Here is a 15,591-nt window from a genome sequence, read left to right as displayed (position 1 = left end):
ATCTTGCCTGGCGCCGGCACCGCCAAGGGCGACGAACCGCCCTCCCGGATGGACGACCTGGGCGCGCTGATCGCCACCTTGCCCTCCACCCGGCAGCCCGCCCCGGCGGCACCGGCGCCCGCCGCCGCGCCTGGCACCGCGCCGACGCCCATCTCGAAAGCGGCCCCCGCGACCGCACCAGCCCCGGCCGCCAAGCCGGCTCCCGCCGCCCCCGCGGCCACCGGAACGTATTACCTGCAAGCAGGGGCCTTCCGCGGCGAGAACGACGCGGAATCCCTGAAGGCCCGGATCATCCTGCTGGGCTTGCCCGTCGCCGTGCAAAAGGCCGAAGTGAACGGCAAACCCATCAACCGGGTCAGGGTGGGGCCGTTTGCCCGCCTGGACGACATGAACCGCGCCCGCGGCAGGCTGGGCGAGAACAAGATCGAAACCGCGGTGGTGCGCCAATGATGCGCGCCCGCGCGGGCACAGGCATTGAACTTATCCGGCCCCGGCCCTGTCTGTAACTTTTTACTCAGGAACCTCTCATCCATGCTGTCCCCCAAGATTATCCGCATCCTGGCCGCGGCCGCATTGACCGCCACGGCGTTCTTCAGCCCGGCGAGCCATGCCCAAGGCGCGCAGCAATACGTGCCCATCAATCCGCCGCTGCCGTCGGACACCCCGGGCAAAGTGGAAGTGCTGGAATTCTTCGCCTATACCTGCCCGCACTGCGCGGCGATCGAACCGCTGGTCGAAGACTGGGTCAAGACCGCGCCTCCCGACGTGGTGCTCAAGCAGATTCCCATCGCGTTCAACGCCGGCATGAAGCCGCTGCAGCAGCTCTACTACACGCTGCTGGCGCTGGACCGCCCGGACCTGCACGCCAAGGTCTTCACGGCCATCCACGGCGAGCACAAGCGCCTGTTCGACAAGAAGGCCATGGGCGAATGGATCGCCACGCAAGGCGTGGACCGCGCCAAGTTCGACTCGGTGTTCGATTCGTTCAGCGTGCAGACGCAAGTGCAGCGCGCCACCCAACTGGCCGACGCTTACCGCATCGAAGGCACGCCGTCGTTCGCCGTCGGCGGCAAGTTCATGACCTCGCCGGTCATGGCGGGCAACAGCTACGAAGGCGCGCTGAAGGAAGTGGACCGCCTGATCCCGATGGCGCGCAACTGATACGCCCCCGGCAGGATCCGCAACGCCCCGAGCCCTGCCGGCCGGGGCGTTTTTGTTTTTGTTTTTTGCCGCCGGACCGCTTCCCCCCACGCTACACTTTCCACACAATAAATCGCCGCCACGGCGGCATCCAACGGGTGGAAGACAAATGAGACAGCAACTACTGCGCGGCCGCGCTGCAGCGGCGGCGGGCCTGTGCCTGGCGCTGGCCGCAACCCTGGCCCATGCCAATGACGCCGACGGCGTGAAGATCGGCGTCCTCACCGACATGGCGGGCGTTACCGCCGACGCCACCGGCAAGGGCTCCGTCGAAGCCGCCCGGCTGGCCATCGAGGAAATGGGCGGCACCGTGCTGGGCAAACCCATCTCCCTCGTGTCGGGCGACCACCAGCACCGGCCCGACATCGGCAGCAGCATGGTGCGCAAGTGGTACGACACCGACGGCGTGGACGTGGTCGTGGACGTGCCCAATTCGTCGGTGGCGCTGGCGGTGCAGGGCATCGCGCGCGAGAAGAAAAAGCTGGTGCTGTTCTCCAGCCCCGGCACCACCGCGCTGTCGCAGGCGCAGTGCTCGCCCTATGGCGTGCAATGGACCTACACCACCTACGCGCTGTCGCGCGGCACGGCGACCGCGGTGGTGAACGAAGGCAACAAGCGCTGGTTCATCCTGGCCTCGGACTACGCCTTCGGCAAGCAGTTGGCGGCGGACACCGAAGCGGTGGTAAAGGCCAACGGCGGCGAGGTGGTGGGCACCGTCTTCCACCCGCTGAACGCCTCGGACTTCGCGTCCTTCCTGCTGCAGGCGCAGGGCTCCAAGGCCCAGATCATCGCGATCGCCAACGCGGGCGGCGACACCATCTCGGCCATCAAGCAGGCGGCGGAATTCGGCATCGGCGGCGCGCAGCGGCTGGCGGCCATGCTGCTGCTGATCACCGACGTGCACAGCCTGGGCCTGCAGGCGGCGCAGAAAACCTACCTGACCGTGCCTTCCTACTGGGACATGAACGACGGCACCCGCGCCTTCGCCAAGAAGTTCGAGGCCCGCGTCGGCCGTCCGCCCACTTTCCTGCAGGCGGGCGTGTACGGCTCGGTGCGGCACTATCTCCGTTCGGTGCAGGCGGCCGGCACCGCGGACGCCGACGCCGTCATGGCGAAGATGAAGGCGCTGCCCATCGACGATCCCTTCAGCCTGAACGCCCGCATCCGCCAGGACGGCCTGGTGGTGCGCGACATGATGCTGGCGCAGGTCAAGACGCCGGAACAATCCAAGGGCCCCTGGGACTACTACAACATCGTGCGCCGCATTCCCGGCGACACGCTGGCGTGGCCGCTGTCGGAAAGCCAATGCCCGCTGGCCAGGCAATGAACCCGCCGCTGGCGCTGGCGGATTTCGGCAGCTTCTACGCGGGCGGCCGGCAGGTGCGCATCGCCGGCCTGCCGGCCCGCGACATCGCGTTCACGCAGACCGCCTCGCTGGCCTACGATCCCAACGGCCTGTACCACTTCGAACAGGCCTACGTGCAGTATTTCGTTCCGGCGGCGCTGGCGCATCCCCTGCCCATCGTGCTGCTGCACGGCGGCGGCATGACGGGCGCGATGTGGGAACAGACGCCCGACGGCCGGCCGGGCTGGCTGCAGCATTTCCTGCGGCAGGGCTTTGCGGTGTACGTGGTGGACAACGTCGAGCGCGGCCGCGCGGGCTGGGCGCCTTTCCGGGAGGTGTGGCCGGAAGCGCCCATCATCCGCAATGCCGAGGAAAGCTGGTCGCTGTTCCGGTTCGGGCGCGCCGAGGACTTTGCGGCGCGGCGGGCCTTCGACGGCCAGCGCTTTCCGGTCTCCGCGTTCGATGCCTTCATCCGCCACGCGGTGCCGCGTTGGCTGGGCAACAACGATGCGGCCCTGGAGGGATTCTGCGCGGTGCTCGACCGGGTCGGCCCTTGCCTGGTGATGGCGCACAGCCACGGCGGCGAGGTCGCCTACCGCGCCTTGCACGCCCGGCCGGAACTGGTGCGCGGCGTGATCGGCGTGGAGCCCTCGGGCTTTTCGCCGGAGGTGGCCGCCGCCAGCGTGGCCGGCAAGCCCTTCCTGTTCGTCTACGGCGACTATCTGGACGCCACGCCGCTATGGGAACGGCTGTGCGACGCCGGCCGGGCCTACGCCGGCGAACTGGAGCGCCAGGGCGCGCGCGTCACGACGTGGCGCCTGGCCGACATGGGCGTGGCCGGCAATTCCCACATGCCCATGATGGACGACAACAGCGACGACGTCGCGGCGCGCATCGGCGCCTGGATACGCGGCGCGGCGGCCTGACGGCGCCGCGCGCCGGCCGCTCAATCCTTGACGGCCGCGGCCTTCTCCAGGGCCTGCGTCAGGTCGGCGATGATGTCCTCGGGCGATTCCAGGCCGATGTGCAGGCGGATCAGCGCGTTGTCGCCTTCGCCCCAGTAGCGGTGCTTGGCCAGGTCCTTGCCCGACACCAATTGCACCAGGCTTTCGTAGCCGCCCCAAGAGAAACCGATGCCGAACAGCGTCAGCGAATCGACGAACTCGCGCGCCGCGGCGGGCGACAGGCGCAGCTCGACCGACAGCATGCCGTTGGAGCCCGTGCAGTCGCGCTGCCACAACGCGTGGCCCGGATCCTGGGGCCAGGCCGGATGGAACAGGCGCACGGTTTCGGGACGGCTCCTGAAGAACTCGCACACCTGCATGGCGTGGCGCGCGTGCTGCGCCATGCGGATCGGCATGGTGCGCACGCCGCGCAACGCCAGCCAGGCGTCGTCCGCGCTGATGGAATAGCCCATGGCGTACTGAGCGCGGTTCAGCTTGCGGGCGATCTGTTCGTCGTTGGTGACGACCGCCCCCAGCATCAGGTCGGAATGCCCGCCCACGTACTTGGTGCCGGCAATGACGGACACCTGCGCGCCCAGGGTCAGCGGCCGATAGATATAGCCCGACCCCCAGGTGTTGTCGGTGGCCAGCACCAGCCCGTGGCGCTGCGCGACCGCGGCCATGGCGCCCATGTCCAGCATCTCGAACAGCAGCGAGCCCGGCGATTCCACGTACAGCAGCTTGGTGTTGGGGCGCACCAGTTCTTCCAGGTCCTCGCCGGCCGCGAAATAGGTGATGTCGATGTTCATGCGCTTGAGGACGGCGTCGTCCAGCTCGCGCATCGGCCCGTACACGCAGTCCGAGATCAGGGCGTGGTCGCCGGCCGAGCACAGGGCCAGCATGACCATGGTCATCGCCGACAGGCCCGAGGACGCCAGATAGCAGTGCGTGCCGCCTTCGAGCTGGGTGAAGACCTGCTCCAGGGCGGCGTGCGTGTCCATGCCCATGCGCCCGTAGGTCGTGGCGCGCCCGCCGGCGGCCTTGCTGCGCTGCGCCTGTTCCAGCGCGGCGATATTCGCGAAGCGCACCGTGCTGGCCCGCATCGGGGGCAGCGGCACCGGCGCCGTGCCGGTCTCGGGGTTGAACGGAGCGGTACCGGCGTGCTGCAGAAGCGTATCGATGTGTTTGGTAGGCATCTTCGGGGGAACGGCTGGCAAGTGGAAAGGCGGGAAAGAGAAACGAATAGGATGAACCTTAGAGCATTTTTGCCTGGATTGTTGACGTTTGGCTTTGTGAGGCCGGGGTTCGTTCTTAAGCCGCCGGCGTCCGGACTGCGGGATTCCGATGCTCGCCCCAATGGGGCTGCGCTTCGGATCCCTCCGCCCGGCCCCCGGCTCACGGCATCTGCCCATCGCAGAAAAAAAGGCCCCCCCACGCCGCGCATTCGGCGGCTAAAGAACCCTCACATCCGCAAGCTCGAAGCCCTGTCTCTAGTCCGTGACCCAGCTAACGGTCTCGGCTTGCTCCGCGCGACGGGTTCTGTAGCTGTTGGCGGGATGCGAGGTATCGGCGTAGCCGAAGGAAATGCCGCAGACCACGCGGCGGCCGGCGGGGATGCCGAGCACCTCGCGCAGCACTTCCGGGTACATGGCCAGCGAGGCCTGCGCCACGGTCGCCACGCCATTGGCCTGGGCCGCCAGCATGAAATTGGCGACATAGCCGCCGCAATCGATCGCGCCGTACTCGCCCAGCGCCTCGTCGGTGGTAATGATGGCCACGTGAGGGGCGTCGAACAACTGGAAGTTGCGCATTTCCTGGCGGCGATAGGCCTCGCGGTCGCCGCGCGCCACGCCTACGGCGCCATAGAGCTGGAATCCGGACTCGCGCCGCCGGGCCAGGTATTCGCCCTGGTATTCGCGCGGAAACGGGAAATCGGGCGTGAAACCGGCCTGCTCCGCGCGGCGCAGCAACGCGCCGCGCAGGCGGTCCGTGGCCGCCCCCTCGGCGATCGCCACCTGCCAGGGCTGGCAGTTGCACCAGGAGGCCGTGCGCTGCGCCAGTTCCAGGATGCGTTCGACGGTGGCGCGGGGCACCGGATCGGGCAGGAACGCGCGGCAGCTATGCCGCGCAAGCAGCCAGGTTTCCAGCGCCGCATCGGGGCGCGTATCGGCTTGCGGCGGATCTTGCGGGCGGGGCTGGGCGGCGGTGTGGGGCATGGCCTGGTCTCTCCTGGTCGAGGCCCGCAGCGTCCCGAAGGGACGCATGAGGCGCTCATGATGTCGGTCTGCTTTGCCTTTATGATGCCATCTCCAGCTTTCCCGTGGCCGGCCGGCCCGTTCCAGGCGTACCCCATGCTGCCCTTCGACACCCTGATCGCATTCTTCGGCATTGCCGTCCTGCTGGCGCTGACGCCGGGGCCGGACAACCTGTTCGTGCTGATGCAATCGGCCATCTGGGGCCGCAAGGCGGGCATGTTCGTGGTGCTGGGGCTGTGCACGGGCCTGCTGGGGCATACCGCCGCCGTGGCCGTGGGGCTGGCCGCCGTGTTCGCGGCCTCGCCCATGGCCTTCACCGCGCTCAAGCTGGCGGGCGCCGCCTACCTGGCGTACCTGGCCTGGCAGATCCTGCGCGCGCCGGTCGGCGGCGATGCCGGCTCGCGTCCGGAGCCGATGAAGCCCGGCGCGCTGTACCGGCGCGGCATCGTGATGAACCTGACCAATCCGAAGGTGCTGCTGTTCTTCTTCGCCTTCCTGCCGCAGTTCACCTCGCCGGCGCGGGGGTCCGTGGGCGTGCAGACCATGCAATTGGGCGCGGTCTTCATGGTGTCCACGCTGCTGGTGTTCGGCGCCATCGCGTTCTTCTCGGGCGCGTTCGGCGAATTGCTGCAGCGTTCGGCGACCGCCAAGCGCTGGCTGAACCGGATCGCCGCGCTGGTGTTTGTGGGCCTGGCCCTGCGGCTGGCGACGGCGACGCGATGACGGGCGCGCGCCGCCTTGCCTGCCGCGGTCAGGCCGCCGAAAACCGCACGATGCCGTCCGCGCCTTGCGCGCGCTTGAGCTTGCCTTCGAAGTAGAGCGCGTGCAGGTGCGCAAGCGCTTCGCCCATGGCGAAGGTCAACTGGTGCAGGTCCAGCTTGCGCTTGAACAGCACCGGCACGATGTCCGAGGTGGATTGCGGCTGGACGGCACAGGCTTCCAGCACTTCCGCCAGGCGGTCGCGGTGGTGGTCGTGCTGCTGGGCGATGCGTTCGTGCAGGCCCTTGAAGGGCCGGCCGTGCGCGGGCAGCACCAGCGCGTCTTCCGGCAGGTCCGCGTAGCGGTCCAGCGAACGCAGATACAGGGGCAGGGGATTCGCGTCGGGCTCGTAGTCGAACACGCTGACGTTGGTGGAAATGCGCGGCAGCACCATGTCCCCGGAGATCAGCACGCCCAGGTCCGGCGAGAACAGCGAAGCGTGTTCGGGCGCATGCCCGTAGCCCACGATCACGCGCCAGTCGCGCCCGCCGATGCGGACCTGGTCACCGTGCAGGATGCGCGTGTAGCGCGACGGCATCGACGGCACCAGATTGGGGTAGTAGTTGGCCCGCTGGCGGATCTGTTCCTGCGCGTCCGGATCGGTCAGGCCGTGGCGGGCGAAATGATCGACCGCCGATTGGCCGCCCGGGCCCGCGCCCGCGTCGCCGCGGCGCGACGACCACAGCGAGGCCACCATGAAGTCGGTCATCGTCATCCACAGATCGGCGTTCCAGCGTTCGCACAGCCAGTGGGCCAGGCCGACGTGGTCGGGGTGCATGTGGGTGACCAGCACGCGCAGCACGGGCAGGCCTTCCAGCTCGTTCTCGAAGACCTGTTCCCACAGGGCCTTGACCTCGTCGCGCGAGATGCCGCAATCGACGATGGTCCAGCCGTCCCTGCCGTCGATGTTGTCGCGCAATAGCCAGAGATTGATATGATCCAGCGCGAACGGCAAGGGCATCCGTATCCATTTGACCCCTTCCGCCACCACGTGCGCGCGGCCGGCCTCGGGCTGGAAGTCGGCCCAGGGGTATTGCAGTTTCTGCTCGTTGGGATTCATTGCCTCTCGCTCCACGCTTGACGTTCCGGTCAAGTCATCATAATTTACGTTTACGTAAACTGCCACATCTCGCATGTCCCCGTCAACCTGGACCATCTCCGAACTCGCGCGCGAGTTCGACGTCACGCCCCGCACGATCCGCTTCTACGAAGACCAGGGGATCGTCAGCCCGGCGCGCGAGGGGCGCAACCGCATCTTCGGGCCGCGCGACCGCACGCGCCTGAAGCTGGCCCTGCGCGGCAAGCGCCTGGGCCTGCAACTGTCCGAAATCCTCACCCTGATCGACATGTACGACGGGCCGGGCGACACGGAAGTCCAACTGCGCCAGTACCTGAGCGTACTGCAACAGCATCGCTCCACCCTGGAACAGCAGCGCCGCGACATCGAGGACACCTTGCAGGAAATCTCGCTGCAGGAACGGCAATGCCGCGAACTGCTTGCCCAGAAGCCCTGAAAGCGCGGCCACGGCCTTCACAAGCGCGGCGCTCAGGCCGCCAGGTAGCGCTGCGCCAGTCGGACCCAGTACGAGGCGCCCGCCGGAATCAGGGAATCGTTGAAGTCGTAGCTGGCGTTGTGCAGCATGCAGGGGCCCAGGCCGTGGCCCGCCTTGCGGTGTTCGCCATCGCCATTGCCCAGGAACACGTAGCAGCCGGGCTTTTCCTGCAGCAGGAACGCGAAGTCCTCCGAGGCCATGGCCGGCTCGATCGTCAGCGCGCGGTCCTCGCCCGCCACCTCGCGCATCACCTCCATACAGAATTCCGTCTCGGCCACGGTGTTGACCAGCGCCGGATAGCGGCGCTCGAAGAGCACCTCGGCCTCGCAGCCGTGCGCCGCCGCGATGCTGCCGGCGATCTCGTTCATGCGGCGCTCGATCAGGTCCACCACCGCGGTGCTGTAGGCGCGCACCGAGCCGCCCATCCAGGCGGTGTTCGGAATGACGTTGATCACGCTGCCGCCGGCCTGCACCTGGGTGATGGACAGCACGGCGGCGTCCAGCGGGCGCTTGCTGCGCGTCAGGATGGTCTGCAGCGACTGGCCGATGGCGAACAGCGCCGGCACCGGGTCGTTGCAGTCCTGCGGCGCCGCGGCGTGGCCGCCCTTGCCCTTGACCGTGATCTTGAAACCGTTGGCAGCCGCCATCATCGGGCCGGCGCACACGCCGAACGAACCCGCGGGCAAGCCCGGCCAGTTGTGCATGCCGAACACGGCTTCGCACGGGAAGCGCGTGAACAGGCCGTCCTGGATCATCGCGCGGCCGCCCGCGCCGCCTTCCTCGGCCGGCTGGAAGCACAGATAGACGGTGCCGTCGAAGCCGCCCGCCGTCTGCAGGTGCCGGGCGGCGGCCAACAGCATGGCGGTGTGGCCGTCATGGCCGCAGCCGTGCATCTTGCCGTCGTGGCGCGAACGGTGTTCGAACTGGTTCTCTTCCTGCATGGGCAGCGCGTCCATGTCGGCGCGCAGCATGATGGCGCGGTCCGACGCGCCCCGCTTGATCACGCCGACCACCCCGGTCTTGGCGATGCCGGTGTGCGCTTCGATACCCCAGCCGCGCAGCGTGTCCGCCACCACCTTGGCCGTCCGGTGCTCTTCGTAGCAAAGCTCCGGATGCATGTGGATGTCGCGCCGCAGCGCCACAATTTCGTCGAGATTGGATAGTTCGAGCACGGCAACTCCGTCGCGATAACGCAGAATTTCAGGGACAGGGGTCGAATATTACTCACCGGCCCTCCCTGCGAAACCGGGTTTCCCCTAGGGATAACCCGACTCCACTTTACGTTTACGTAAACGTAATATTTGCAGTGCATCATTGCGCAGCAATGGCCGATCGGCGCATCATGGGCCCACGGGCGACGCATGGCGCCGAGCACGCACGCCGATAAGAATGTAAGTACCTACTATCACGGAGACATCGATGAATCTTCCCGGCCTGAACTTCGACCTGGGCGAAGACCTGGACATGCTGCGCGACGCGGTGCGCAATTTCGCGCAGGCCGAGATCGCGCCGCGCGCGGCCGAAGTCGACCGCAGCGACCAGTTCCCCATGGACCTCTGGCGCAAATTCGGCGAACTCGGCGTGCTGGGCATGACGGCCGACGAAGAATACGGCGGCGCCAACCTGGGCTATCTGGCCCATATGGTCGTGATGGAGGAAATCTCCCGCGCCAGCGCATCGGTCGGCCTGTCCTACGGCGCCCACTCCAACCTGTGCGTGAACCAGATCAACCGTAACGGCACGGCGGCCCAGAAGGCCAAATACCTGCCCAAGCTGATTTCCGGCGAGCACGTGGGCGCGCTGGCCATGAGCGAACCCGGCGCGGGCTCGGACGTGGTCAGCATGAAGCTGCGCGCCGACAAGAAGGGCGACCGCTACGTGCTCAATGGCACCAAGATGTGGATCACCAACGGCCCCGACGCCGACACCCTGGTGGTCTACGCCAAGACCGATCCCGAGGCGCACCAGCGCGGCATCACCGCCTTCCTGGTGGAAAAGGGCTTCAAGGGCTTCTCGGTGGCGCAGAAGCTGGACAAGCTGGGCATGCGCGGCAGCCACACCGGCGAACTGGTGTTCCAGGACTGCGAAATCCCCGAGGAAAACGTGCTGGGCCAGGTCAACGGCGGCGTCAAGGTGCTGATGAGCGGCCTGGACTATGAACGCGCCGTGCTGTCTGGCGGCCCGCTGGGCATCATGCAGGCCGTGATGGACGTGGTGGTGCCCTATATCCACGACCGCAAGCAGTTCGGCCAGGCCATTGGCGAATTCCAGTTGATCCAGGGCAAGGTCGCCGACCTGTACACCACGCTGCAGGCCAGCCGCGCCTTCTGCTACCAGGTAGGCAAGAACCTGGACAAGCTGGGCGCGGAACACGTGCGCCAGGTCCGCAAGGACTGCGCCGCGCTGATTCTGTACACGGCCGAGAAGGCCACCTGGATGGCGGGCGAAGGCGTGCAGATCCTGGGCGGCAACGGCTACATCAACGAGTACCCGGTGGGCCGCCTGTGGCGCGACGCCAAGCTGTACGAGATCGGCGCGGGCACCAGCGAGATCCGCCGCATGCTGATCGGCCGCGAACTGTTCAACGAAACCGCCTGACCCCGCCGCCATGATCCGCATGTCCGACGTCCAGCGCATCGAGCAGGCCCCCGCCCCGGGGCCCTCGCCGCTGGACGTCGCGCAGTTGGTCCTGGCGGGCTTCGACCGCCACTACGCGCTGTTCCGCTACAGCGCCCAGCGCGCCAAGGCGCTGTTCGAATCCGGCGACTGGCACGGCATCCAGCGCCTGTCGCGCGAGCGCATCGAGTACTACGACATGCGGGTGCGCGAATGCGCCTCGCAACTGGAAGGCGCGCTGCGCGGCCGGCCGGGCGGCGCCCCGGGCGCGAATGGCGCCAGCGGCGCCGACGCCCCCGCGCCGCTGGACGACGCGCAGACCGCGTTCTGGCAGTTGGTGAAGCAGGAATACGTGGGCCTGCTGGGCGACCATCGCCAGCCCGAGTGCGCCGAGACCTTCTTCAATTCGGTGTCGTGCCGCATCCTGCACCGCGACTACTTCCACAACGATTTCCTGTTCGTGCGCCCGGCCGTGGCCACCGACTACCTGGACAGCCACAAGCCGTCGTACCGGGTGTACTACCCGGTGGCCGAGGGCCTGCGGAAAAGCCTGATCCGCATGGTGGCCGACTTCGGGCTGGCGCTGCCCTTCGAAGACCTGCCGCGCGACACCCGGCTGCTCGCGCGCGCCGCGATCAAGCAACTGCGCGCGCAGCTTCCGCGCGATGTGGGCCGGCGCATCGCCAGCGATTGCCAGATCCACGCGCTGGGCTCGCTGTTCTTCCGCAACAAGGGCGCCTACATCGTCGGCCGCCTGATCAACCAGTCCACGGTGTATCCGTTCGCCGTGGCGCTCACGCGCAATCCGGCCGGCCAGGTCCGGCTGGACGCGCTGCTCCTGGGCGCGGACGACCTCAGCACCCTGTTCAGCTTCACCCGCGCCTACTTCCTGGTGGACATGGAAACGCCGGCGGCGGTGGTGAACTTCCTGTCCAGCCTGCTGCCGCGCAAGCCCAAGGCCGAGCTTTACACCATGATCGGCCTGCAAAAGCAAGGCAAGACGCTGTTCTACCGCGACTTCCTGCACCACCTGGCCCATTCGCGCGACGCCTTCGACATCGCGCCCGGCATCAAGGGCATGGTGATGTGCGTGTTCACGCTGCCGTCGTATCCCTACGTCTTCAAGCTGATCAAGGACCGCATCGACAAGGACGGCATGGACCACGCGACCGTGCGGCGCAAGTACCAGATGGTGAAACTGCACGACCGCGTGGGCCGCATGGCCGACACCTGGGAATACTCGCAGGTGGCGCTGCCGCGCAGCCGGTTCGCCCCCGCGCTGCTGGACGAATTGCGCCGGCTGGTTCCCAGCCTGATCGAGGAAACCGGGGACACGGTGGTCATCCGCCACGTCTACATCGAACGGCGGATGACGCCGCTGAACCTGTACCTGCAACAGGCTTCCGACGCGCTGCTGGATCCGGCCGTGCGCGAATACGGCGACGCCATCCGGCAACTGGCCGCGGCCAATATCTTCCCCGGGGACATGCTGTACAAGAACTTCGGCGTGACGCGTCTGGGCCGCGTCGTCTTCTATGACTACGACGAAATCCAGCGCATGACCGAAATGAACTTCCGGCGCATTCCGGCCGCCCCCAACGAAGAAGCGGAAATGGCGTCGGAACCCTGGTACGCCATCGGCCCGAACGACGTGTTCCCGGAAGAATTCGGCCGCTTCCTGCTGGGCGACCCGCGGGTGCGCGGCGCCTTCATGCGTCACCATGCGGACCTGCTGGAGCCGGAATGGTGGCAAGCCTGCCGGACGCACGTGGCGCAAGGCCGGATTGAAGAATTTTTCCCTTACGATACAGACAGACGCTTGCGTCCAGAACGCCCGCCGGGCGCCGACGCGGCCTCGTAACCCGTGCTGTCCCGACCTTCACAGGAGCTAGTCATGTCAGATCCCATCGTCATCGTTTCCGTCGCCCGCACGCCCATGGGCGGCATGCTGGGCGCGTTGTCCGGCCTGGCCGCGCACGAACTGGGTTCGGTCGCCATCAAGGCCGCCGTCGAACGCGCGGGCATCAAGCCCGAACTGGTCGAAGAAGTCATCATGGGCAACGTGCTGCAGGCCGGCCAGGGCCAGGCCCCGGCGCGCCAGGCCGCGCTCGGCGCGGGCCTGCCGCTGGGCGTCAGTTGCACCACCATCCACAAAGTGTGCGGCTCGGGCCTGAAGGCCGCCATGTTCGGCCACGACCTGCTGGCCGCGGGCAGCGCCAACGTCGTCGTCGCCGGCGGCCAGGAAAGCATGAGCAACGCGCCGTACCTGCTGCTCAAGGGCCGCCAGGGCTACCGCTACGGCCACAACACCGTGTACGACCACATGGCCCTGGACGGCCTGGAAGATGCCTACGACAAGGGCAAGGCCATGGGCGTCTTCGCCGAGGATTGCGCCGCCAAGTATTCCTTCACCCGCGAACAGCAGGACGCCTTCTCGCTGGAATCGCTGCGCCGCGCCCGCGCCGCCACGGAAGACGGCAGCTTCAAGTGGGAAATCGCCCCCGTCACCGTCGCCGGCCGCAAGGGCGACACCGTGATCGACACCGACGAAGCCCCCGCCAAGGCCATGCCGGAGAAGATCCCCACGCTCAAGCCCGCGTTCAAGAAGGACGGCACCGTCACCGCCGCCAACTCGTCGTCGATCTCCGACGGCGGCGCCGCGATGGTGCTGATGCGCGCCTCCACCGCCGAAAAGCTCGGCGTGAAGCCGCTGGCCCGCATCGTGGCCCACAGCCAGCACTCGCAGGAACCCAACTGGTTCACCACCGCCCCCGTGGGCGCGCTGAAGAACCTGTTCGCCAAGACCGGCTGGAAGGCCGAGGACGTGGACCTCTACGAAATCAACGAAGCGTTCGCGGTGGTCACCATGGCCGCCATGGCCGACTTCAAGCTGCCGCATGACAAGGTCAACATCCACGGCGGCGCCACCGCCCTGGGCCACCCCATCGGCGCGTCCGGCGCCCGCCTGATGGCCACGCTGGTCGGCGCGCTGCGCAAGACCGGCGGCAAGCGCGGCGTGGCCACGCTGTGCATCGGCGGCGGCGAAGCCGTGGCGATGGCCATCGAAATGATCTAAAGCATCACCGACGCGGGAGGGCCTTCGGGCCTGCCCGCGCCAGAAGGATTGCGCTGCGCCTTTCCTGCATGGCGTCGTGCGCGACGGGTCGGTCGCGCGCCGTTCGGGAAAGGCGCAACGGAATCCCTCTCCCATTTCCGACAAGAATGCCCGGCGCACCGGGCAGCGAGACAAACCGCTCGACGAGCGCCCACAAATTTCCAACAAGCAGGACGGGTGGAACCCCATGCCCATCATCGAATCCCGCATCAATACGCGGTCGCAGGACTACACCGACAATGCGCAGGCCATGCAGGCGCAACTGGACGATCTGAACCAGAAGCTGGCGCACACCGCGCTGGGCGGCAGCGAAGCCGCGCGCGCCAAGCACGTGGCGCGCGGCAAGCTCCTGCCGCGCGACCGCGTCGAGCACCTGATCGACCCGGGCACCCCTTTCCTGGAACTGTCGCCGATGGCGGCCCATGGCATGTATGGCGGCGAAGCGCCGGGCGCCGGCGTCATTACCGGCATCGGGCGCGTGGCGGGCACGGAATGCGTGATCGTCTGCAACGACGCCACCGTCAAGGGCGGCACCTACTATCCGATGACGGTCAAGAAGCACCTGCGCGCGCAGGAGATCGCCGCGCAGAACCACCTTCCCTGCGTCTACCTGGTGGATTCGGGCGGCGCCAACCTGCCGCAGCAGGACGAGGTCTTCCCCGACCGCGAACACTTCGGCCGCATCTTCTACAACCAGGCGCAGATGTCCTCGCAGGGCATCTCGCAGATCGCCGTGGTGATGGGCTCCTGCACCGCCGGCGGCGCCTACGTGCCGGCCATGAGCGACGAGTCCATCATCGTCAAGAACCAGGGCACCATCTTCCTGGGCGGCCCGCCGCTGGTGAAGGCCGCCACCGGCGAAGAAGTCAGCGCCGAAGACCTGGGCGGCGGCGACGTGCACACGCGCCTGTCCGGCGTGGCCGACCACCTGGCCGCCAACGACATGCACGCGCTGCAATTGGCGCGCAACGCGGTCGCGCGCCTGAACCGCAAGAAGCCCCAGCCGCTGGCCACCCTCCCGGTGCGCGAGCCGCGCTACGACCCGAGCGAACTGAACGGCATCATCCCCGCCGACACGCGCAAGCCCTACGACGTGCGCGAAGTCATCGCGCGCATCGTGGACGGCTCCGAATTCGACGAATTCAAGGCGCGCTTCGGCGCCACGCTGATCACGGGTTTCGCCCACATCCACGGCATGCCGGTGGGCATCGTCGCCAACAACGGCATCCTGTTCTCGGAGTCCGCGCAGAAGGGCGCGCACTTCATCGAACTCTGCGCGCAGCGCAAGATCCCGCTGGTCTTCCTGCAGAACATCACCGGCTTCATGGTCGGCCGCAAGTACGAAAACGAAGGCATCGCCCGCCACGGCGCCAAGATGGTGACGGCCGTGGCCACGGCCGCGGTGCCGAAGTTCACCGTGCTGATCGGCGGCTCGTTCGGCGCCGGCAACTACGGCATGTGCGGCCGCGCGTATTCCCCGCGCATGCTGTTCATGTGGCCGAACGCCCGCATCTCGGTCATGGGCGGCGAACAGGCGGCCAGCGTGCTGGCCACGGTCAAGCGCGACGGCATCGAGGGCCGCGGCGGCCAGTGGTCGGCGGACGAAGAGGCGGCCTTCAAGGCGCCCATCCGCGAACAGTACGAACACGAAGGGCATCCCTACTACGCCACCGCGCGCCTGTGGGACGACGGCATCATCGCGCCGTCCGATACGCGCCGCGTGCTGGGCCTGGCGCTGTCGGCCGCGCTGAACGCTCCCATCGAGGACACCAAGTTCGGTGTGTTCCGGATGTAGGGCGGCGTA

General features: G+C 67.6%; 14 protein-coding genes. 10 read left to right on the top strand and 4 right to left on the bottom strand.

Annotated elements, in window-relative coordinates; all coding sequences use genetic code 11:
* From AVE30378_RS27495 to AVE30378_RS27480, 4 genes are all read left to right on the top strand, one after another.
* Positions 1 to 450: SPOR domain-containing protein (locus AVE30378_RS27495; RefSeq protein ID WP_208742448.1), on the top strand; the 450-nt coding region annotated here is incomplete at its 5' end.
* An 81-nt stretch (positions 451 to 531) separates the two neighbouring features.
* On the top strand, positions 532 to 1,161 hold the full coding sequence (locus AVE30378_RS27490; protein WP_129245594.1) for a thiol:disulfide interchange protein DsbA/DsbL: 630 nt from the start codon (positions 532 to 534) through the stop codon (positions 1,159 to 1,161).
* A gap of 148 nt (positions 1,162 to 1,309) precedes the next feature.
* Positions 1,310 to 2,527, top strand: coding sequence for an ABC transporter substrate-binding protein (locus AVE30378_RS27485; protein WP_129245592.1), 1,218 nt, complete (start codon positions 1,310 to 1,312; stop codon positions 2,525 to 2,527).
* Positions 2,506 to 3,471 (top strand): alpha/beta hydrolase, encoded by a 966-nt coding sequence (locus AVE30378_RS27480; RefSeq protein WP_129245590.1) that lies wholly within the window; start codon positions 2,506 to 2,508, stop codon positions 3,469 to 3,471. Before AVE30378_RS27485 ends, AVE30378_RS27480 begins: the two co-directional genes overlap by 22 nt.
* A 20-nt stretch (positions 3,472 to 3,491) precedes the next feature.
* Here the strand turns inward: AVE30378_RS27480 and metC are convergent, their stop codons facing one another.
* Positions 3,492 to 4,685: a cystathionine beta-lyase gene (metC, locus tag AVE30378_RS27475; protein WP_129245588.1), complete on the bottom strand. Its 1,194-nt coding sequence runs from the start codon at positions 4,683 to 4,685 to the stop codon at positions 3,492 to 3,494.
* Between the two features lie 294 nt (positions 4,686 to 4,979).
* On the bottom strand, positions 4,980 to 5,705 hold the full coding sequence (locus AVE30378_RS27470; RefSeq protein ID WP_129245586.1) for a nitroreductase: 726 nt from the start codon (positions 5,703 to 5,705) through the stop codon (positions 4,980 to 4,982).
* A gap of 135 nt (positions 5,706 to 5,840) precedes the next feature.
* Between AVE30378_RS27470 and AVE30378_RS27465 the strand changes: the two genes are divergently transcribed.
* Positions 5,841 to 6,467, top strand: a complete 627-nt coding sequence (locus tag AVE30378_RS27465; RefSeq protein ID WP_129245584.1) for a LysE family translocator — start codon at positions 5,841 to 5,843, stop codon at positions 6,465 to 6,467.
* A 28-nt stretch (positions 6,468 to 6,495) separates the two neighbouring features.
* Here AVE30378_RS27465 and AVE30378_RS27460 read toward each other — a convergent pair whose 3' ends face one another.
* Positions 6,496 to 7,563, bottom strand: coding sequence for an MBL fold metallo-hydrolase (locus AVE30378_RS27460; protein WP_129245582.1), 1,068 nt, complete (start codon positions 7,561 to 7,563; stop codon positions 6,496 to 6,498).
* Between the two features lie 73 nt (positions 7,564 to 7,636).
* On the opposite strand from AVE30378_RS27460, the gene AVE30378_RS27455 reads away from it, so the two are divergent.
* The gene (locus AVE30378_RS27455) at positions 7,637 to 8,017 is read left to right on the top strand and encodes a MerR family transcriptional regulator (RefSeq protein WP_129245580.1); all 381 of its coding nucleotides are present in this window, start codon (positions 7,637 to 7,639) and stop codon (positions 8,015 to 8,017) included.
* A gap of 32 nt (positions 8,018 to 8,049) precedes the next feature.
* On the opposite strand, the gene AVE30378_RS27450 is transcribed toward AVE30378_RS27455, so the two are convergent.
* Positions 8,050 to 9,228, bottom strand: coding sequence for a M20 aminoacylase family protein (locus AVE30378_RS27450; protein WP_129245578.1), 1,179 nt, complete (start codon positions 9,226 to 9,228; stop codon positions 8,050 to 8,052).
* Positions 9,229 to 9,475: 247 nt separating this feature from the next.
* On the opposite strand from AVE30378_RS27450, the gene AVE30378_RS27445 reads away from it, so the two are divergent.
* The 4 genes from AVE30378_RS27445 (at position 9,476) to AVE30378_RS27430 (ending at position 15,582) form a co-directional block, all read left to right on the top strand.
* Positions 9,476 to 10,654 carry an isovaleryl-CoA dehydrogenase gene (locus AVE30378_RS27445; RefSeq protein ID WP_129245576.1) on the top strand — a complete coding sequence of 393 codons (1,179 nt, stop codon included), beginning with the start codon at positions 9,476 to 9,478 and terminating at the stop codon, positions 10,652 to 10,654.
* Positions 10,655 to 10,664: 10 nt separating this feature from the next.
* Positions 10,665 to 12,533, top strand: a complete 1,869-nt coding sequence (gene aceK / locus AVE30378_RS27440; protein WP_129245574.1) for a bifunctional isocitrate dehydrogenase kinase/phosphatase — start codon at positions 10,665 to 10,667, stop codon at positions 12,531 to 12,533.
* Positions 12,534 to 12,566: 33 nt separating this feature from the next.
* On the top strand, positions 12,567 to 13,748 hold the full coding sequence (locus tag AVE30378_RS27435; protein ID WP_129245572.1) for an acetyl-CoA C-acetyltransferase: 1,182 nt from the start codon (positions 12,567 to 12,569) through the stop codon (positions 13,746 to 13,748).
* Between the two features lie 226 nt (positions 13,749 to 13,974).
* Positions 13,975 to 15,582, top strand: coding sequence for a carboxyl transferase domain-containing protein (locus AVE30378_RS27430; RefSeq protein WP_129245570.1), 1,608 nt, complete (start codon positions 13,975 to 13,977; stop codon positions 15,580 to 15,582).
* Positions 15,583 to 15,591: the final 9 nt, after the last annotated feature.

The sequence above is a fragment of the Achromobacter veterisilvae genome, from assembly GCF_900496975.1.
Taxonomy (GTDB): domain Bacteria; phylum Pseudomonadota; class Gammaproteobacteria; order Burkholderiales; family Burkholderiaceae_B; genus Achromobacter; species Achromobacter veterisilvae.
The sequence above is the reverse complement of the archived record's forward strand: the minus strand, read 5'-3'. Positions and strand labels throughout refer to the sequence as shown.